This window comes from Pseudoalteromonas sp. SWXJZ94C (genome assembly GCF_015864385.1).
Lineage (GTDB): Bacteria > Pseudomonadota > Gammaproteobacteria > Enterobacterales > Alteromonadaceae > Pseudoalteromonas.
The window spans coordinates 1-19,419 of sequence record NZ_JADYXF010000061.1 but is presented as its reverse complement, the minus strand read 5'-3'; the positions used below and the strand labels follow the sequence as shown (position 1 = coordinate 19,419).

The following is a 19,419-nucleotide window of genomic DNA, read 5'->3' as shown; positions in this document are numbered from 1 at the left end:
TATTTTGTTTAACTCAGTATTATGTTTATTCATGCTCTGCTTTTGGGATAGATAGTGGTTTGGCGATTACTATCAGATCAAATTCAGAGCATGTTTTCAAGTTTTATTCCTTAAGATCCAACCTATGAGTAATTGTTAAATAAAACGATACTCTTTATGACTTCTTTTTGATACCAAGCCACTCACATCTCGAGTGGCTTTTACATTAAATAAGTTTCTCCCTCTTACTGATACACTTGAAAAGATAGGTAGGCGAATCATCACGCTATACTTTAATTTATAGCGCATATTATTTTTCTAATTATTTATAAAACCGAAAGGCTTTATTGGTAAAATGTTTCATTTCATATATAATCAGGCTTCATTATTTAAGTTTGAAACTTTTTATAAAAGGGAAATTATGCGCGACACTAGCCAAAGACGTGAGCAAATTAGTCGAATGTTAAAGGAAATAGGCAGCGTACAAGTTCCTCACCTCGCCGTAAAGTATGACGTATCAACTGTTACAATAAGAAAAGACCTGCGTTTTTTAGAACAGCAAGGTATTGCAACTCGTTCATACGGGGGGGCAATGCTGAAAGAAACAAATGTAATTGAAACCGAACTCGCCATAGACCGAAAGCAAACACTCCATGCTGAAGAAAAACTCAGTATTGGTAAAGCCGCAGCCCAATTAATTAACTCTGGTGATTCAATCATTTTAGATTCGGGATCGACCACCATTCAAATTGCGGCGCACTTAAAAGATAAAGAAGATTTGACTATTATTACTAATGGTTTAAATGTAGTGAATAAGCTGTCGGTGTATGACGAAATAGACGTTATGTTACTTGGCGGTACATTAAGACGTAAAAACATGTCTTTTTTTGGCAGCTCAGCTGAAAAGTGCTTAGAAGATTTACATGTTGATAAACTATTTTTAGGCGTTGATGGTTTTCATATGGAACGCGGTATTACCACATACTTTGAAGCTGAAGCAGTGTTGAATAGAGTGATGTGTAAAATCGCGTCTGAAATAATAATTGTTACTGATTCATCTAAGTTCGAACATGTTTGCCTACATAAAATTCTTGAACCGGCAGCAGTCACCACCGTGGTTACCGACAGCAATATACCAAACAATTATTTAGAGGGGCTTAAACGCCTTGGTATTAATGTAATAATCGTTTAACGATTATTACATTAGATAATTAAAACGGACAAGGACATTGACCATGAATGCGTTTTTCGCTGGTTGGATGTTCAAAATGTAAGTCGCTCGCATGCAGCTGCAAGCGCTCTGCCATGTGTTCGCTTTGCGCGCTTTTATACAAATCACAGCCTAAAATAGGATGACCTATAAACTGGCTGTGTATTCTTAATTGATGAGTGCGCCCAGTCACGGGTGTAAATTGTACTAGGGTTCTGTATGGTTGTTTGAATCTCTCAAGCACTTTGTATTCAGTCACTGCAGCTTTACCCGTAGTTTGGCAAATTTTAACACGCGGAAAAAGCAGCTTGTCTTTCGCTATTGGTGCAGTAATTTGCCCCTCATCAACAGCCAAGCTTCCCTCTAGCATCGCTACATAACGCTTATGAATTATGCGTGCCTGAAATTGTTTATTAAGGTGCTTTGACGCTGCACCGTTTAGCCCAACAATCATAATGCCAGACGTACCCAAATCCAATCGGTGCGGTAACTTCGCTTCAGGAAAAGCGGCTGTTAATCCCTTTTGACCATGCACTAAACGATAATGTACTGAGTCCCAGTTAAGCGGGTTTTTGCCCGATAAACTCAATAGCCCACTGGGTTTATTAATAAGCAAAATATCATCATCTTGATATAATATGTCAATAAACCCATCGCATTTAGGCGCTACAAAGTCGTCAATAATAATATGATCTATCAAGTTAGACTCAGGTGTTGTGTTAATCATTAAGTTAATCAATACCTTTAGAATGAAGCGCTTTTAAAGCCAAAACTTGCTCGCGCAAATCATCAGCAGTTACTTTGTCAGCGGCAATAGCTTCACCTACGGTAACAGACACTAAAGACCATTTTAATCGGGGTAATTGCCACTTAGCTTTTCGACTAAACATGCTCCCCCATAACCCACCTAAATGCACCGGAATAACTTGTACGGGTGAGCGCTTAATAATACGTTCTATTCCACGGCGAAAAATATCCACTGAGCCATCACTCGTTAGCTTCCCTTCTGGGAAGATACCAACGAGCTCGCCTTTATCAAGCGCGGATGCAACTTCGTCAAAGGCTTTTTTAAACGCTTTAGGGTTGGTTTTTTCACTGTCAATTGGAATAGCTTTAGCCATTTTAAATAACCAATGCAGTGCTGGTGAATAATAAATAGGGGCAAATACCATAAATCGGATTGGTCTTGGTGATGTTGCTAAAATAAACATCCAATCGACAAAACTGACATGATTACACACAACAACAGCAGCGCCTTCATCCGGAATATTACTCTCCCCTTTTGTGCGCACTCTGTACATACAAATAGCCAAAATATAAATAACAAAACGTAAAAAGAACTCAGGGACTTTTGTATAGATATAAATAGAGATAAGTAGATTTAAACCAGCAAGTAACAACAGAAGTTCTGAAATACTCCACTTTAAAATAGACAACGTAACAATGCTTAAAATAGCACTGCCCACCATAAACAACGCATTTAAGACATTGTTAGCGGCTATAACTCGTGAGCGACTAGATTCTTCAGTGCGCTGTTGAATAAGCGCATACAGCGGTACAGTATAAAAACCAGAGCCAATACCAATGCCTGCCATCCATACAAAATGCCACAACATATCGCCTGTTTTTAGCACTTGTTCAAGAGTTAACAATTCATTACTTTGATTTGTATATGCACTAATAGCGGGCTCTTGGCTCAGTAAGTATAAAAACAAGGTAATTAAAATAGCACCAAAAGGCACAATACCTAACTCTATACGTGAACGAGATAGTTTTTCACACAATAAGGAACCAATTGCAATGCTAAGTGAAAAAACAACTAATGCGCTGGTTACAACCAGTTCATTGCCTCCCATCACATGTTTCACATAGCTTGGTAAAGTAGTTAAAATTATTGCACCAATCAACCAAAACCAACTAATACCAAGAACAGATTTACCTACCGACTCGGTTTGCGAATTAAGTGCTTTAAACACACTTTTTGTGGATGAAAAAATATTATAAGTAAATGTTAAATTAGGGTCGTTCGCTTCACTAATTGGAATATATCGGCTACTCGCATAACCTATAACAGCTAACACTAGCACTGCAATACTTATAAAAATGGGACCCGTTGATTGTGTTATATAATAAGTACCAAAAATAGTCCCGATTAGTATCGCAACAAATGTACCTGATTCAACTAAACCATTCGCTTTTGTCAGTTCATTTGGCGCTACGTGTTGGGGTAAAATAGAGTATTTTAATGGACCAAAAAATGTACTTTGCAATCCCATTAAAAATACAGTGGCTAACATCAACCAAACATATTGAGTTAAAATAGACACAACACCAATTGCCATAATTGGTATTTCACACAGTTTTACGATTCTAATCAGTTTAGATTTTTCGGTTTTTTCTGCAAGTTGACCTGCCATTCCCGAAAATAAAAAGAAAGGAAGAATAAATAAGCCTGCTGCTAAATTAGAATAAAAAGCACCATCAGCAACATTCGCGGCTTGAAATATTAATAAAATAAGTACTGATTGCTTGTAAATATTATCGTTTATTGCCGAAAAAAACTGCGTAATAAAAAGCGGAAAAAAACGCTTACTAGTAAGCAAAGATCCCTGATATTGTTGTTTATTATCTTGCATTGCATTCCTTACCAATTAGATACATAACGTAGAATACACAGTTCATAAATAAATTACGAATAACAAAACAATACATTCGTTTAAAAACAAAAAAGCCCATACAATTTAAATTGTGTGGGCTTTTAAAATTATTATCAAATAGCTCTTTTAAATTAGCTTTCGGTAACCGCTCTTCTACCACTAAAGGCATGCATGAGAGTAGTGCCATCAACTAAATCAAGTTCGCCACCAACAGGTATTCCGTGGGCGATACGCGAAGCGCCTACTTTGTATTTATGGCAAAGTTGAGCAATATAATGTGCAGTGGTTTCACCTTCAACCGTCGGGTTGGTTGCTAAAATCACTTCGTTTATACCGCCTTGTGATAATTTTTTATCAAGTACATCAAGACCAATTTCTTTAGGACCTATACCATCAATCGGCGATAAATGCCCCATTAATACAAAGTATAAACCTAAGTATTGACCCGTTTGCTCAATCGCAAGTACGTCACTTGGCGATTCAACAACACACAATATACCGCTGTCTTGGCGTTTTGTACTTAAACAAATATCACATTGCGCTTGTTCGCAAAAAGTACGACAAGACTGACAATGACCAACAGCCGTCATTGCTTTGGTAAGTGCATTACCCAACTGAGTGCCGCCTTTACGGTCGCGCTCTAATAAATGAAAGGCAATACGTTGCGCCGATTTAGGACCAATACCAGGCTGGCAACGAAGCGCTTCTATAAGCTGGGTTAGGCTATCTGAAAGTTGCATTATTTACTTAAAACGGCATTTTCATACCTGGTGGTAGTTGCATACCGCCAGTTACTTTACCCATACGCTCTTGTGTTTCGTCTGCTACACGGCGTACAGCGTCGTTACAAGCTGCTGCAAGTAAGTCTTCAATCATGTCTTTGTCGTCTTCCATTAAACTTGCGTCAATTTCAACACGGCGTACGTTGTGGTTACCAAGCATAGTTACTTTAACTAAACCGGCACCGGCTTCACCAACAACTTCTAAAGTTGCGATTTCGTCTTGGGCTTTTTGCATGCGATCTTGCATTTGCTGCGCTTGCTTCATCATGTTGCCCATTCCACCTTTAAACATAACTTTCTCTCTTTCTTTTTTAATACATTAATTAACATGAACATAAGGGCTATTGTAAGGAATTACAATGCCTGAATACTATTTTCGTCGATTTCGGCGCTAAATATTTGTTGAAATTGTACTATGTTACTATCCGAAGTGATCACATCTATTGCTTGTTGATGACGACCTACATCAATTTTTTGCTGAATAAGGTAAGGAGAGTCAATTACGCCTTTAGCAAAATTAATACTAAGTGAGACGTTATGCTCATAAATACTTGATAATGCAGCATCGAGCTTTTGACGTAGCACTGGTGTATCTAAATGCTTTTGAGATTCGTCTACATCAATATGTAAATTGTTACCTTGTTTGGTAAAAATTGAATGTAATGCAAATTGACGCATACGACCACCCAGTCCCATTCGTTTAATTAAATATGCCCACTCGTCTTGTTGATGCGCAAATCTTATTTCACTTATAGGACTTTGAAAATCATCCGGCGTAGGAATACTAGGCTCTTGAGGAGCAACCTCAGGTACTTTTTGAGGATTTATTTGCTCAAGTAACTCCGGCGCTAAGTTTTCGGTAATCGTTTGGTGTTTTTCTCTAAAGTCGATTTTTCGCTCAGGCCTTTGCTGTATTGGCTCTTGCGTTTGTGTATGGCTCCCGGTTAATGGGAGCTCAGGCTTTTTTTCACTCTCACCTGTTATATCCGTAGCCCACGGTGGCGGGTTATCTGAATGACTTGGTGCAATATGTGTGTTGTCTAATTTTGTACCATTTGATGATGCATTAAAACCATCTGCACCAGTATTGTTATTAGCCAAAGCATTACTGTTATCAAAAGTAGTAGCGGCAGTCGAATTTTCGCTAGGCACTTTATTTACGTTAGTGTGCCTATTTCCAGTATTAGTATCACTTACTACCGGATTACTTTTATTGGTACTCGTATTACTGTTTGTGCTTTGTGTATCACGCTTGTTTGCACTAGAAAGCGTTCCCGCCCCTGATATATTTCTATCACGTAAAATACGTGCAATAGCCGACTGAGCTTGTGCTTCTCGCTCTACAATAGAGGCATTTGCAGCACTGTCTTGGTCTTGTTGTATAACCGGGGTGCTCGGTTCTGAATTGTTTTCAGCATTATTATGTGAATGATTTACAGAGTTAAACCCTTGGTCAACCGCGCTACTCATTACATCATCAAACTGTGCAACTAGTGTTTGCTCCACATCACTGTGTTGCATGTACGCTTCGTCTTCACTTTCGCGCTGCGCTTGCTCGTCGGTTACTTTATTAACTTGACGCTCATTATCATTGGCAGTGTGTTGAGAATCACCTGATTGCATTAATGTTACTGGAGAATTTTTAACTTCGGACTCAAATTCGTGATTATTAGCTTGAGTATTACTTTCTACACTTTTTTTATTATCTTCAATAGCGCTAAGTTGCTCTGTGTGTTTTTCTTCGACAGGACTACTTTTTTGTATTGGATTTTGTGTTGAACGTTGTTCTAACTGTTGTATTGGTTGTTCTTCAGAGTTTTTCTTCGCTGATTTATTCTTATTCAATATATCGCGTAACGCATCGGCTCGACCTGCATTACTTTGTACTGGCTTAGCTCCCGAGACTGGCTCAGACTGCTGGCTTTGTGTACCAGCAGACTCAAACGCTAATAATCTTAGCATTATCATCTCAAAACCTAAACGAGGCTCTGGTGCCCATTGTAAGTCTTTTTTACCATTTAATAATAACTGGTAATAAACTTGAATTTGTTGAGGATTAGTATGCTGTGCAACATGCGCGATATAGTCAGCATTCGTTTCATCAAGCGCAGCGGCTTCTGGTACTAATTGGCTTAATTGTGTTAAATGCGTCAATGCAATTAAATCATCAAGCAAAGCAATATAGTTTGGATTTCGGCTCGCTACATTTGCCACTTCACTCATTAGCGCAACGCCATCTTGTGCAAGTAATGCAGCTAATAAGCTTTGGCTATAATGTGTATCCATCAAACCAAGCATTGTTTGTACTGCTTGATTATTAATATCACCATTTGTTTGCGCTATAGCTTGGTCGGTTAGGCTAAGTGCGTCACGCATACTACCATCAGCGGCTTTTGCAATAATGCTAAGCGCATCATTGTCATAGTTAAGCTGCTCTTGCGTAAGTACATGTTCAAGCTGTGTTTTAATATCACTTTGCGATAAGGCGTTTAAATTAAATTGCAAACAGCGAGATAAAATAGTGACTGGTAATTTTTGAGGATCGGTAGTCGCTAATAAAAATTTCACATGCTCTGGTGGCTCTTCAAGCGTTTTTAAAAGCGCATTAAAGCTGTGCTTAGAAAGCATGTGAACTTCATCGATTAGGTACACTTTATAACGTCCGCGCGTTGGCGCATATTGAACGTTATCGAGTATTTCACGGGTGTCTTCTACTTTTGTACGAGAAGCCGCATCTATTTCGAGTAAATCAATGTAGCGCCCTGCTTCTATATCTAAACAGCTGCTACATTGACCACACGGATTTGCAGATATACCTTCGTCGCAATTTAAGCTTTTAGCAAAAATACGCGCAATGGTCGTTTTACCCACACCGCGGGTTCCAGTGAATAAATAAGCGTGATGCAGTCTATTTTGTGTAAGCGCATTTACAAGCGCTTGCTTAACATGAGACTGCCCAACCAATTCATGAAAGGTTTGAGGACGCCATTTTCTCGCTAGAACCTGATAACTCATCGATTACTCGCCTTCGAATTCAACCAATTTTAGGATTTTAATACCCATTTTTTTGATGCGCTGCTCGCCACCAAGTCCTGGTAATGATACAACAAATGCAGCATCAGTGGCTTCGCCACCTAGTTTATGAACTAATTTAGCTGTGGCTTCGATTGTGCCGCCAGTTGCTAATAAGTCATCAACTAATAATACTTTATCGCCAGGTACGATCGCATCAACATGCAGCTCTAGCGTGTCTTCACCGTACTCAAGTAAGTAATCTTGACGAATAACTTCGCGCGGTAACTTACCTGGTTTACGTACTGGAATAAATGGAATGCCTAACGCGTAAGACAGTGGAGCACCAAAAATAAAGCCACGTGATTCTGTACCAATTATTTTAGTAAATCCTTGATCTTTATATTCAGCGATAAAAGCGTCAATGGTAGCTTTAAATGCTTCTGGATTTGCCATTAAAGTGGTTACATCGCGAAACATGATGCCCGGCTTTGGATAATCAGCAATTGTAGTTATGCTGTTTTTGATAATTGCTGGTGTTACTTGAGTCATAATTTTAACTGCTCAATTGTTTATATTACAAAGCAGGTGATTATAACCTTAAGTGACCTTTAAATGCGAGTTTGACGTTATTTTAAAAGAAGTATTAAGTATGGGCGTATTTATATTTGGAAATTGAATTTGAGCAGTAGGTTTGTTTTAGACATACTGAGCTTATGTGGTCTGATTATTCTTATAATTACACGACAACACAGTTTAAAGGTATAACATGTACTGCCATTGAGTTCTTCCTAGGCGCAATTTACTCTTTGTTGAATATATAAATATACGTAGGGGTGTAGGCAAGACGCGGAAGCTTTGCTTTGTTTTTACTTATTCTTACAAGGGTGTAAGTTATTAGCGTAACGCTGCAGTAGTTATAAAACTATTAAGTTATAAATCACGCGCCGTAATTAAAACGCCTCTAGATTAAATAAGTTTCAATCCTGAAAGGTCAACACGATCTATATAGGATAATTATAAATAAAGTGATTCAAGGCTGAAGTAAAACAACAGCCTTAATAAACGCTATGCATTTAAGTTAAGCTAGTGATCCAGCCTAAAATTGCATTTAAACAACCAATTCCTGCAAATACAGCTAAAAATGCAAGAAAGTAAGTCGCGTTGAACGGATCTTTAAAGTCTTTATCATCTGACATTAGTACAACCTTTTATTAAGCACGGCAAATAAGGCTGCCATAATAGACGATGTAAAATCATCAATAAAGACCTTAATCTTGATTTTTTGTCACAATTACACCACGTTCCGCCATTGCACTGAGGGTAACCAATGCGCCTTGAGCAATTTGCTCTGCATTAAATTGTGGTGCATGAGTTAACACCTGCTGGCAAACTTCGTCAAATGTCGAGCCTTCACTTGCCTCAATAATTGATAATAACAAAGCAGTCATCGCATTTGTTGCCAAAAATTGAACGTCATCATTCTCATCACGATATACAACAAAGTAATTAGGCTGAGGTGATGGCTCTGTGGGCTTATAGCTAGTACTTATATTTTGTACTGGGAATTGGTAACTTAAATTACGAACCAAGCTCGATAAACAAAGTGACGCACTCGTTATATCTGTATTTTTTAATCTTTTTTCGAGTTCATTTTGCATCGCTATAGATACGTCGAGTTCTACCCATTCATAGTGAGCAAGTTCGAGCATAAATACAGGATCGTATTTTTTCATTTTATAATTACTTGATAAGTAATTAATAAACTCCCCTGCTATATCTAAAAAGTACGGTGAATGGCAATCATATTCACTAAAAAACTGGCGCACGAGTACATTCCATTGTTTATCAGTATATAACGTTTTTAACACCGGAAAACCTGATGATACAAAACCTTCAATATTATTAAAAAAGAGATCTCGATAAATAGCCATTCGCCTATCTTCAATATCGTTAGGTTTTTTATTAATAGCGGGTTTACGAATATGCGCCATAAATTCGTTTTGTATTTCAATAAAGCCCATAGCTAAGCACTCTGCTTTATAAGTGTTGAATCAAGGTACTTAGATTGTAACTCATGAATTATATCTAACTCTTTTGTAAGCACGTTCATAGTAGGAATATTAAAATCACGTTCAAGCAATGTAGGAAATACACCATGCACCTCATATGCCCTATCAAGTAGTTGCCATACAGGGTCAATTACATCGGCTCCGTGTGTATCTACTATTAAGTCATCCGCTTCGTTGTAATGACCGGCAACGTGCCCGTAAGCGATACGATTTGAAGGTAAGTTTGTTAAAAACTCTTGCGCGTTATAGCCATGATTTATTGAGTTTACATAAATATTATTCACATCAAGTAAAAGTTTACAATCAGCTTGCTCTAAAATGATGTTTGTAAATTCAAGCTCTGATAATTTCTGCCCAGGGGCGCCATAGTAAGACACGTTTTCTATCGCGATTTGACGCTCAAGTATATCTTGAACCTGCTTTATACGCGGCACAACGTGTGCAATAGCATCTTGTGTAAATGGAATTGGCATTAAATCGTACATGTGGCCAGTTCCCGAGCAATAACTTAAGTGCTCACTAAAAATTTTTATATTGTGCTCATCAAAAAAAACTTTTAACGATTTAATAAATTTTATATCTAATGGTTCGGGCGAGCCAATTGAGAGTGACAAACCATGGCAAATAAAGTTATTTGCGTCTGTTAATGTTTTAAACTGCTTTTTAAAACGTCCACCTAACTTCAACCAATTCTCTGGAGCAACTTCTAAAAAATCAATTTGTTTAGGTACATGCTCGAGTAATTCATCAAGCATTTCTCGGCGTAGACCAAGACCCACCATTCCAAAATTTGTGCTTTTATACTGTGCCATACACACCTCTAACATAACAAAAAAGGACCATAAGGTCCCTTTAGCATAACTTATTTAAACTGATAAATTAACGGCCGCCACATTTACCTTCACCGCACTTACCTTCAGTTTTAGCTTTCATGCCTTTGGTATCTTTTGCGTCGCCGCCACATTTACCTTCGCCGCACTTACCTTCAGCTTTGGCTTTCATGTCTTTAGCATCTTTTGCGTCGCCGCCACATTTACCTTCACCGCACTTGCCTTCAGCTTTTGCTTTCATGCCTTTAGCATCTTTTGCGTCGCCGCCACATTTACCTTCGCCGCACTTACCTTCAGTTTTGGCTTTCATGTCTTTGGTATCTTTTGCATCGCCACCACATTTGCCTTCGCCGCACTTACCTTCGGTTGCGTCTAATTGGTAACCAGTTACTAATTGTTGAAACTCAAATGGGTTAGCTTGTGCATCAGCTGATACAAAACCTGCAGAGCCAATAACGACTGCACCTAAAGTTAACGCGATTGTATTTTTTTTAATTGTATTCATTTAGTGGCTCTCTTAACTCAAGTATTGTGATTTTATGCCAATTACGAATATATTTTACATTCGTATATTGTTTGTATAGTTCAGTAGACCAGATCAAGAACAAAAACTTTCATTTATTTTCAATATTATTTACTTTTTCGTTTTTTAAAGAAAATGTGGATGATAATTACGGATTTATCAATGTGATATTTACAGGTAAACTGTGCGTCCACTTTTTCCAAAGAATTAATCTCTTTATGAAACTTGTTTTAGCGCCTATGGAAGGTGTTGTTGATTTTAAAATGCGCCAATTACTTACTGATATTGGTGGGTTTGATTTATGCGTAACTGAGTTTGTAAGAGTCGTTGAAGCATGCTTACCTGATAAAGTATTCCATCGCTATTGCCCCGAGCTAGCCAATAATGGATTTACACGTGCTGGCACGCCTGTTCGCATACAATTATTAGGTCAAGTTGCTGATGTTTTAGCTGAAAATGCAGTTAAAGCGATTAGTTTAGGCTCTCACGGTATTGATCTTAACTTTGGCTGCCCTGCAAAAACAGTAAATAGAAGCAGAGGTGGTGCTGTACTGCTTAAAGACCCTGAGCATATGTATTCTATAATAAAAGCAGTTAGAGATGCCGTAGATGAGCAACATGAAGTAAGTGCAAAAATACGACTTGGTTTTGATGATGACAGTAATAGCCAAGAAATAGTCGATGCGGTAGTCAGTGCAGGTGCCAACAGCGTTGCTATACATGCTCGTACTAAACGAGATGGATACAACCCCCCTGCGTACTGGGAAAAAATTCCGCCTATAATAAAAGATAAAAATATTGCAGTAGTCGCGAATGGTGAAATTTGGCAGGTAGAGGACGCAATGTTATGTCAAAAACGCAGCGGCTGTAGCGACTTAATGTTAGGTCGAGGTGCGTTATCTCACCCTGATTTAGCTAAAAAAATTAAGGCACACGTCAATGGTGAGTCTTATAATGAATTACAATGGGAGCATATAATTTACCATTTAATTCATTCAGCTATCCATCAAGATCCAGCTAAAGATGAAAAGTATTTCGCTTCCCGTACAAAGCAATGGTTAGGTTATTTAAAGCGTCAATACCCTCAGGCAATAGAGTTATTTGATGAAATACGTCGATTAAAAAGTAAAGAAGACGTGGCTAGTGTACTAAAAAAGTATGCCAAAGCACCTCAACTTGATTCAAATCATAACGGCTAACAAAAACGAAATACATAATATCGGTATAACATAAAACCAATTGAAGAAGGTTATACTGATAATGTCTCATCAAAAAAAATTAAACGATGAAATAGCACAAGTAAAATCTAAAATACTGAATATGCTGTCGCAATCAGTTTATCCTACACACCAATATTTAATGACGATTTTAAATAAAACACAAACCAATGAATGGTTAGATTATGCAACTGAAAATTTAGGTCCTGAGTATGAACTTTTAATTAATCGAATGACTAAGTTAGAAGCTGCTGTGAGCCAAATAGAAATTGGTCAATATGGCTATTGTTGTGATTGCGAAGAGGAAATATCCAAGGAGCAACTTGAGCTAGACCCTGCAACGCAACGATGTAAAAAGTGCGCGCAATAAGCGCACTAAATAATTTAATTACAGTATTTGCTGAGCAAAACTAAATGTTTGGGCCGGATAGAGAATAATATCGTCGACTAAATATTGAGCGTCTTTCTCATTTATCTTCAACCGCTTCATTAAGTTAACTCTTGCTTGTGGAATAGTCCAAGCATGATAATGAATACCCACATCTGTTTCCATCAATGCTAGCATTAGTGTTCTATCAGCGACAGAAAGCGAATTTTCATTTGCCATTACGGGGAGTATTGTAAATCCAGTTAACCAATCCAGTCCTTTTACTGGTTTTTGGTCTTCTAAAAATTGCACCAAAAATGAATGTTCGTGAGATGTTTGCAACTCAAAGCTAAATGGTGCTTTTTCTAACATCTTTATTTGTTGATCTAACAGAGTAACCCATTCAAGTGGTGAGTGAATAGCTCCACTAAAGTAATTTAATTTACTCTGATACCACTCACTACCATTCGCAAGACCTCGTAAACCAGCGCTGCCTCTGGGTTTATATTGAGTTAAATAATCATCAAGTATTGTTAATTCTAATTGTAAGTCTTCAGGTGTGTTTTCATTATTTATGGCATCAGAAATATAGACCTGCAAGAGAGCAAGTTCAGTCTTGTTTAATTTTAAATTACTTTGTTTAGCGCTGTCTAATTGATTTTGAGTAAATTTAAGCCAATTATTAATTTTTACCAACCCTTCCTCAGAGCTATCTAATGCAAGCATATTCTCTAATACGTTGATTTGGGCTGGCCAAGAAAAGTAACGTTCTGGAAAGCGCTCTGCAATCACCATATAGTTAACTTGCTCAACTTGTGATTGTGTTAATTGCACTTCCATTAAACGCTGATAAATAGCGTGTCGCTTAGTTAAATAAGCATCAGTAAAAGCAAACTGCTGCTCGTCTAAATTTTGTTTAGAAATATTGCCTCTATGTACCAAAGTAGAATTTAAAACTTCTAATGCACTTTGAGCCTCTTCGAATGAGTTATAAGGCTGCGACGGCTTTGAGCAAGCCGTTAAAAGAAAACATAATATCAATGAAAAAGTCAGCGTTCTGTTCATATTTAATTCCAATAAAAAAAGCCCCAGAGGGGCTTTTTATAAGATGCTAAAGCAAATTAAAGTTAAATTTTAACACCGTTGCGAGCGGCTTTATCTTTAATATACGTTGCCCAACCTTTTGCAAACTTACGTGTGCGAGGGTCATCCATTGCTTTAGTAATAGCAGCATATGCTTGCTTATACTTAGCTTGGTAGTAGTACGCTTCAGCTAAATCCGAGTAAATAGTACCCTTTTTATCAGAGCCTAATTCCAGTGCTTTGTTTAAACGAACAACAGCAGCACTAAAGTTTTCAGATTGTAAAAGTAATGAACCAGCTTTGCGGTAAAGCTCAGCATCTTCATCAAATTTAGCAGCTTCTTCGTAATACTTAGCAGCTTTTTCTAGATCTTTTGAGCGATGGTAATTACTAGCAATTGCGTTAACATTTTGCTTATTACGCTTAACTTTATCTTCTTTAATTGCTTTTTCTAGCGTTACTGCCGCTTTAAAAGGAATTTCATTTAAAGAATAAAAGTTAGACAATACTTTGTAATCAACTTCAGCGTCAAAATAACCTTGCTTGTAAGCTACTTCCATGGTCGAAAGACCTTTTTTGTAGTCTTCAGTCTGTAGGTAATATTTACCTAAACTAACCCAAGCTTTCTTATCATCAGGCCAAACACGAACAATTTCTTCACCAACTTCGACCATATTATTATAGTCTTTAAGCTCAAAGTAAGAACCTAGTTTTAATTGGTAAGGTGCCTTGTTAGGCTCCTTTTGAAGCGATATTGCTTTGTTTGCTGGTTCAAAAACATCGCGAAATTGTTTTAACTCGTAGTTAGCTTGCGCTATACGCGTATAAACTTTCGGATCTTCATCACCAGTAAAGTCAATCCAAGCTACATACGCTTTTTTAGCTTCTTGATACTTTTGAGTACCAATAAGTAAATCGCCTAATAGCTTAAGTGATTGCTCTTGATCTGCGAAATTTAAAACATCAGGAGCTACTGCTAGCTTAGTGTATTGAATCGCTTCATCGTACTTTTCTACTTGCGCGTACATGCTACCTAAGTAACGATTTACAGTCGCTTTATCAAAGTCATTTGAAGGTTCAATTTCTCTAAGCAAAACAATTGCTTCTTCAACCTTTTCTTCACCATACAAATCAAACGCTTTAATTACTTTTTTACCAGTACGCTCGCCCATGATTTTAGTTTTTGCTTTTTTACGCTCTTCAATCTTTGCGTAATCTGGCGCCGCTAAAACAGATGTAGTTAATACTGCACCCGACACAGACATAAGAATTGCAAGAGCAGTTACTTTAGAAAAATTTCTCATTACTCGCCTCCTTAATTGCCTTGGTTAAGTTTAAAGTCTAATTGAACTTGTAAACCTGGTTGTATTTGTGGTTTTCCGTCAATAATTTTAGGACGGTACTTCCACTTACGCAATGCTCGTTTAGCTTCACGGTCAAAGATACGTTTTGGATCTGCGTCGATTACTTCAACGTCGGTCACGCCACCTAACTCATCAATTGTGAATGAAAGTTGAACCCAACCTTCTTTACCATCACGTGCTGCTTGCGTTGGATATTTTGGTTCTATACGAACGATTGGTGTCGCATCACCATCTCGTCCAAATGCACCAGGACCACTTAGTCCACCTGCCGAACTACCAACATCAATGCTTCCCATATTAAATGACATAGCACCAGGGTTTGGATTATTATTTTCCGGCTGTGGCGGCTGCGGTTTAGGCGGCTGCTTTGGCGGTGGTGGAGGAGGAGGCGGTACACGCTTCCTCTCCTGCACCTTAGATTCAGGCGGATTCGTCATTATTTCGACTATGATCTGCTCTTTTTGTTCCGTATTACGGTCAGCCCCACCAGAGATGAGGAAGGCCATGAAGTAGAACAAGCCGAAAGTAACTGCCCCACCTGCAATCAGTGAAAACAGAAAACGAATCATTACTGATCTCCAGCTATTGAAATTCTAAGGTTATCACCCGTCGCTTTGATCTGGTCCATAACTTTAACCACTGTGCCGTGTTTAGCTTCTTTATCAGCTTGTATAATCACAACTTCAGTAGGTTGTTCTGCTAATAAACTTTCGATTTTTGCTGAAATACGCTCAACATCAATTTGCTGTTTATCAACCCAGATTTCACCGTTACTACGAATGGCAACAAAAATGTTAGCATTTGGTTGCTTAGTAGCTTGGGCAGCTTTTGGTTTATTGACCTCGATACCAGCCTCTTTAACGAACGATGTAGTTACGATAAAGAAAATAAGCATGATAAATACGATGTCAAGCATCGGCGTCATATCGACCGCTGCTTCTTCTTCTTCACGAAAACGTTGTTTACGTGCCATATTTAATTCTCTCTCTAGTGATGAGGCATACTATCTACAAGTTTGGCTTTCACCATTTTAGCTTTTGTCTCAAGACGTGAGCTAAAGAATACTCCAGATAATGCCGCAACCATTCCAGCCATTGTTGGGATTGTTGCCATTGAAATACCTGATGCCATTAAACGTGCATTACCCGTACCTTGACTAGCCATGGTTTCGAAAACCGAAATCATACCAGTAACAGTACCAAGTAAGCCTATTAAAGGACAAACAGCTACTAATGTTTTAATCAACAACATACGCTGATCTAATTTTTCAGACGCTTCAGAAATCCATGCTTCACGGATTCTGTGTGCGTACCAAGACGTAGTGTCTTGGCGGGCATCCCACTTTGCTACAATTTCTTTCGCTGTGCGAGGAAACTCTGCAAGTAAGAACCAATAGCGCTCAATCATTAAAACCCACATCAGAAAGAGTGCTATCGCGACCACGTATAAAACCTGGCCGCCTGTGCCAACAAAATCCCTGATAGATTCCCATATCTCCATCAGGACTAGCATTAGGCTTTCTCCTTCTCCGCGTGAGTAGCAACGATACCCGCACTTTGCTCATCAAGGATGTGTAATACCGACTTACTACGACCAGCTACAAGAGCATGAAGTAGGATAAGTGGTAATGCAGCAATTAGACCTAGCGCAGTAGTTACAAGAGCTAGAGAGATGTTACCTGCCATGATCTTCGGATCACCCGTACCGAACAATGTGATTGTTTGGAACGTTAAGATCATACCGATTACTGTACCTAGTAGACCTAGTAATGGTGCGATTGCAGCAAGAATCTTAATTATATTGATACCAGCTTCGATGCGTGGTGTTTCACGTAAAATAGCTTCATCAAGTTTAAGCTCAAGGTTTTCAACATCTTGCTTCTTATTGTCATGGTACACTTTAAGAATACGACCCAATGGGTTATTTGTATTCGGTGTAGCAAGGTTTTTAAGTTGGCTCTTAATTTTACTAGTAGTAAGAGTAAGGTCAACAAAACGAATTAGAGTAATTAGCATACCTAGAGCGAGTAAAGCTGTAATGATATAACCAACTACGCCACCTTGGTGGAAGTACTCGATAAGTGTCGCTTTTTGAGTGTTGATACGTAAGATTGCACCACGAGTCGGGTCAATGAAAACACCAGCATAGTTATCTGATGAAGTATTTTCAAGAGCCGTGATACCGTCTAAAATATAACTATCAGGTTGTTTACCTAACGGCTGAATAGACTTAGTCTCTGGTGAATAAATTAAGTAACCATCATCTGTAACTAAGTTAAAGTTACCAATACGAGTTACTTTTTTCATTGACGGGTTACCGTCAAGACCAGCAACTTCAGTTTCAAAAGTTGAAACTTTAGCTGATTCTGTCATTTCAGTTTGAAGTGAAATCCAAAGTTCTTCTAATTCACGAACTGTTGGTAGTTCTTTAGCAGCTGCTAATGAACGTAATATTTCAGCACGACCTGGTTTTTCAGCACTAACTAAAGATGCTTCGATAGAACCGATAGCGTCTTGAGCTGCACGACGTACAACACCAAACATCTCACCCAAAGTACCTTGAGCACTTTGTAGAGCTGCTTCTTTTTCAGCTAAGGTATTTTCGTTTTGTGCATATTGCTTAGCTAAGCTCTCACCACGTGATTTCTCAGTAGCAAGTTGGCTTTTAGCTTTGTTAAGTAATGATTGCTTGTCAGCACGTTCTGATAAGAACTCTTGCTCACGTTGCTTATTGATTTTACCTTCAGATATACGCTCTTGCTTTACTTGCTCAAGAATTTTATCTAAAGCATCAGTATTTGCATGTGCATTAAGCGCGGTACCTGCAGAAACAGTTAGTACTGCTGCAACAGCAAAACCTTTAAATAGTTTCTTCATTATTGATTACTCCGCGCCAAAAATTGGTAGTTTAACAAGTTCTAATGTCGCTTGCTTACGCGCCATACGGATCACTTCTTTAACAGGTTTTAGGTATTCTTCACCTAATTCTTTCCACTGTTTAGTGTTGTTATCCCACACCCAAGCATGTTTTAAGTCAAAAGACTGAGCAACGTAAGTAATACGACCTAATTGACCGATATCAACGTTAATGCTCTTGCCATCAACTTCTAACGTACCTTGTGAAGCAGATACAAGTGAACTGTATGCTGTTTCTATTGTGTATGCTTCAAGTACTTGACGGAACTTTTCTGACGTCGTTACAGACGCAGAAACCATTATTTCACGAAGTCTTTCAACACGTGCTAAACGCGTTTCTAGATTAAATGGAACGTCCGCTTTGATGAATTGCTCAAGCGTATCGATCATGCGATACATCAAAGGCACAACGTTTTGTTTAGTGCCGTCAATAGTAGCTATTTGACGATCAAACGATTCTATCGACGCATTTTGGCTATCAACCAAACGTGATACATGATCGTTATACACTTTCATAAGTTCTGTCTCATCAACAACGCTACGGTACTCAGCTATAAGCTCTTGAGTTTGACCATATACATTGTCAATTTTAGTTTGAGACTTAACAGCAGCCTTTTGAATTTGTTGACCTGCGTTTTGCACGTCATTCAAAGGATCTGCAATCACATTGCTGCTTGCAAATGCAAATGCGCCAACCAACGCAGTTGCTACAAGACTCTTTCTGATTTTAACAGACATAGTTCCCAACCAATTAAGTAATGTTACTTTTATAATTTAATTATCCTCCGAAGAGAACAACCCTGATATCTTTTAATAGATATCAACCTTCCAATAATGCTAAATGCAATAAGCGCTGTCAACTTGATGTTTACTAATCTCAGTAAATAAATGCTTAATCGCAAGCTTACACTAAAGTATTACCAATTTAATGTTAACATTATTGTAACGAGTTGCGTTCTTAATATTTCGATTAAAGCCTTTTAAGAGGTATGTTTATTTGGTATGCCCTCAGAAAAAACAACAAAAATGCAACATTTAGTTAAAACCAAATTAGAGTTAAAAAAAAAGATAAATAAATATTTATATATATTACAAAAGTTATTTTTTAAGCAAATTCATGGTTTTTTTGTTACTTTCAAACACTTCACCTGAAAAAACAAACCGTTTATCGCACAAAAAAACATCATCATCGGCTATTTCTTTAAAAGTAAAAGTTGTAGATATTTGATATTAATTTTACTTTTTTATAAAAAATAAAATTTGGAGATGTTGAAGAAATGCTACGTGTTGAGAATTATTTACTAATACTAATAAATTAACTAATTTAATTTCCTAGATTCAAATTGTAAGTGCATAACTTGTTTTGGCTAGATTAAATGGTCAGTTGCTCATAAGCTAACTGCTTTTT

20 protein-coding genes are annotated in these 19,419 nt (G+C 37.8%); 3 read left to right on the top strand and 17 right to left on the bottom strand.

What is annotated here, in order from left to right; genetic code table 11:
• Window positions 1-400 precede the first annotated feature (400 nt).
• Entirely contained in the window at window positions 401-1,171 is a 771-nt protein-coding gene (gene agaR / locus I6F65_RS19285; protein WP_166110718.1) for a transcriptional repressor AgaR, read from the top strand.
• 19 nt (window positions 1,172-1,190) lie between these two features.
• On the opposite strand, the gene I6F65_RS19280 is transcribed toward agaR, so the two are convergent.
• The 10 genes from I6F65_RS19280 to I6F65_RS19240 all read right to left on the bottom strand — a co-directional run bounded on the left by I6F65_RS19280 (window position 1,191) and on the right by I6F65_RS19240 (window position 11,047).
• Window positions 1,191-1,916, bottom strand: coding sequence for an RluA family pseudouridine synthase (locus I6F65_RS19280; protein ID WP_166110715.1), 726 nt, complete (start codon window positions 1,914-1,916; stop codon window positions 1,191-1,193).
• A 4-nt stretch (window positions 1,917-1,920) separates the two neighbouring features.
• Window positions 1,921-3,825 (bottom strand): MFS transporter, encoded by a 1,905-nt coding sequence (locus tag I6F65_RS19275; RefSeq protein WP_197114445.1) that lies wholly within the window; start codon window positions 3,823-3,825, stop codon window positions 1,921-1,923.
• A 152-nt stretch (window positions 3,826-3,977) separates the two neighbouring features.
• The gene (gene recR / locus I6F65_RS19270; protein ID WP_024611626.1) at window positions 3,978-4,586 is read right to left on the bottom strand and encodes a recombination mediator RecR; all 609 of its coding nucleotides are present in this window, start codon (window positions 4,584-4,586) and stop codon (window positions 3,978-3,980) included.
• A gap of 7 nt (window positions 4,587-4,593) precedes the next feature.
• Window positions 4,594-4,920, bottom strand: coding sequence for a YbaB/EbfC family nucleoid-associated protein (locus I6F65_RS19265; RefSeq protein WP_024611627.1), 327 nt, complete (start codon window positions 4,918-4,920; stop codon window positions 4,594-4,596).
• A gap of 62 nt (window positions 4,921-4,982) precedes the next feature.
• Window positions 4,983-7,643: a DNA polymerase III subunit gamma/tau gene (dnaX, locus tag I6F65_RS19260; protein ID WP_197114443.1), complete on the bottom strand. Its 2,661-nt coding sequence runs from the start codon at window positions 7,641-7,643 to the stop codon at window positions 4,983-4,985.
• Window positions 7,644-7,646: 3 nt separating this feature from the next.
• A complete protein-coding gene (apt, locus tag I6F65_RS19255; protein WP_024611629.1) occupies window positions 7,647-8,192 on the bottom strand; it encodes an adenine phosphoribosyltransferase in 546 nt (181 codons plus the stop codon).
• A gap of 524 nt (window positions 8,193-8,716) precedes the next feature.
• Window positions 8,717-8,839, bottom strand: a complete 123-nt coding sequence (locus I6F65_RS22000) for a hypothetical protein (RefSeq protein WP_002962301.1) — start codon at window positions 8,837-8,839, stop codon at window positions 8,717-8,719.
• Between the two features lie 72 nt (window positions 8,840-8,911).
• Complete coding sequence (locus I6F65_RS19250; protein WP_166110706.1) at window positions 8,912-9,664, bottom strand: DUF2063 domain-containing protein; 753 nt, start codon at window positions 9,662-9,664, stop codon at window positions 8,912-8,914.
• Between the two features lie 2 nt (window positions 9,665-9,666).
• A complete protein-coding gene (locus I6F65_RS19245) occupies window positions 9,667-10,524 on the bottom strand; it encodes a DUF692 domain-containing protein (RefSeq protein WP_197114441.1) in 858 nt (285 codons plus the stop codon).
• A gap of 67 nt (window positions 10,525-10,591) precedes the next feature.
• Window positions 10,592-11,047: a hypothetical protein gene (locus tag I6F65_RS19240; RefSeq protein ID WP_197114440.1), complete on the bottom strand. Its 456-nt coding sequence runs from the start codon at window positions 11,045-11,047 to the stop codon at window positions 10,592-10,594.
• Between the two features lie 236 nt (window positions 11,048-11,283).
• Between I6F65_RS19240 and I6F65_RS19235 the strand changes: the two genes are divergently transcribed.
• Both I6F65_RS19235 and I6F65_RS19230 read left to right on the top strand, forming a co-directional pair.
• A complete protein-coding gene (locus I6F65_RS19235) occupies window positions 11,284-12,264 on the top strand; it encodes a tRNA-dihydrouridine synthase (RefSeq protein ID WP_197114438.1) in 981 nt (326 codons plus the stop codon).
• Between the two features lie 61 nt (window positions 12,265-12,325).
• The gene (locus I6F65_RS19230) at window positions 12,326-12,652 is read left to right on the top strand and encodes a TraR/DksA C4-type zinc finger protein (RefSeq protein WP_024611634.1); all 327 of its coding nucleotides are present in this window, start codon (window positions 12,326-12,328) and stop codon (window positions 12,650-12,652) included.
• An 18-nt stretch (window positions 12,653-12,670) separates the two neighbouring features.
• Here I6F65_RS19230 and I6F65_RS19225 read toward each other — a convergent pair whose 3' ends face one another.
• From I6F65_RS19225 to I6F65_RS19195, 7 genes are all read right to left on the bottom strand, one after another.
• Window positions 12,671-13,714 carry a hypothetical protein gene (locus I6F65_RS19225; RefSeq protein ID WP_197114436.1) on the bottom strand — a complete coding sequence of 348 codons (1,044 nt, stop codon included), beginning with the start codon at window positions 13,712-13,714 and terminating at the stop codon, window positions 12,671-12,673.
• 62 nt (window positions 13,715-13,776) lie between these two features.
• A complete protein-coding gene (locus tag I6F65_RS19220; protein WP_024611636.1) occupies window positions 13,777-15,036 on the bottom strand; it encodes a hypothetical protein in 1,260 nt (419 codons plus the stop codon).
• Between the two features lie 11 nt (window positions 15,037-15,047).
• On the bottom strand, window positions 15,048-15,665 hold the full coding sequence (locus I6F65_RS19215) for an energy transducer TonB (RefSeq protein WP_024611637.1): 618 nt from the start codon (window positions 15,663-15,665) through the stop codon (window positions 15,048-15,050).
• Window positions 15,665-16,069 (bottom strand): biopolymer transporter ExbD, encoded by a 405-nt coding sequence (locus I6F65_RS19210; RefSeq protein WP_197114434.1) that lies wholly within the window; start codon window positions 16,067-16,069, stop codon window positions 15,665-15,667. The genes I6F65_RS19215 and I6F65_RS19210 overlap by 1 nt, the downstream gene beginning before the upstream one ends.
• A 14-nt stretch (window positions 16,070-16,083) precedes the next feature.
• Window positions 16,084-16,608 carry a MotA/TolQ/ExbB proton channel family protein gene (locus I6F65_RS19205; protein WP_024593935.1) on the bottom strand — a complete coding sequence of 175 codons (525 nt, stop codon included), beginning with the start codon at window positions 16,606-16,608 and terminating at the stop codon, window positions 16,084-16,086.
• Window positions 16,608-17,972, bottom strand: a complete 1,365-nt coding sequence (locus I6F65_RS19200; RefSeq protein WP_197114432.1) for a MotA/TolQ/ExbB proton channel family protein — start codon at window positions 17,970-17,972, stop codon at window positions 16,608-16,610. The genes I6F65_RS19205 and I6F65_RS19200 overlap by 1 nt, the downstream gene beginning before the upstream one ends.
• Before the next feature lie 6 nt (window positions 17,973-17,978).
• Window positions 17,979-18,749, bottom strand: coding sequence for a DUF3450 domain-containing protein (locus tag I6F65_RS19195; protein ID WP_024611639.1), 771 nt, complete (start codon window positions 18,747-18,749; stop codon window positions 17,979-17,981).
• Window positions 18,750-19,419: the final 670 nt, after the last annotated feature.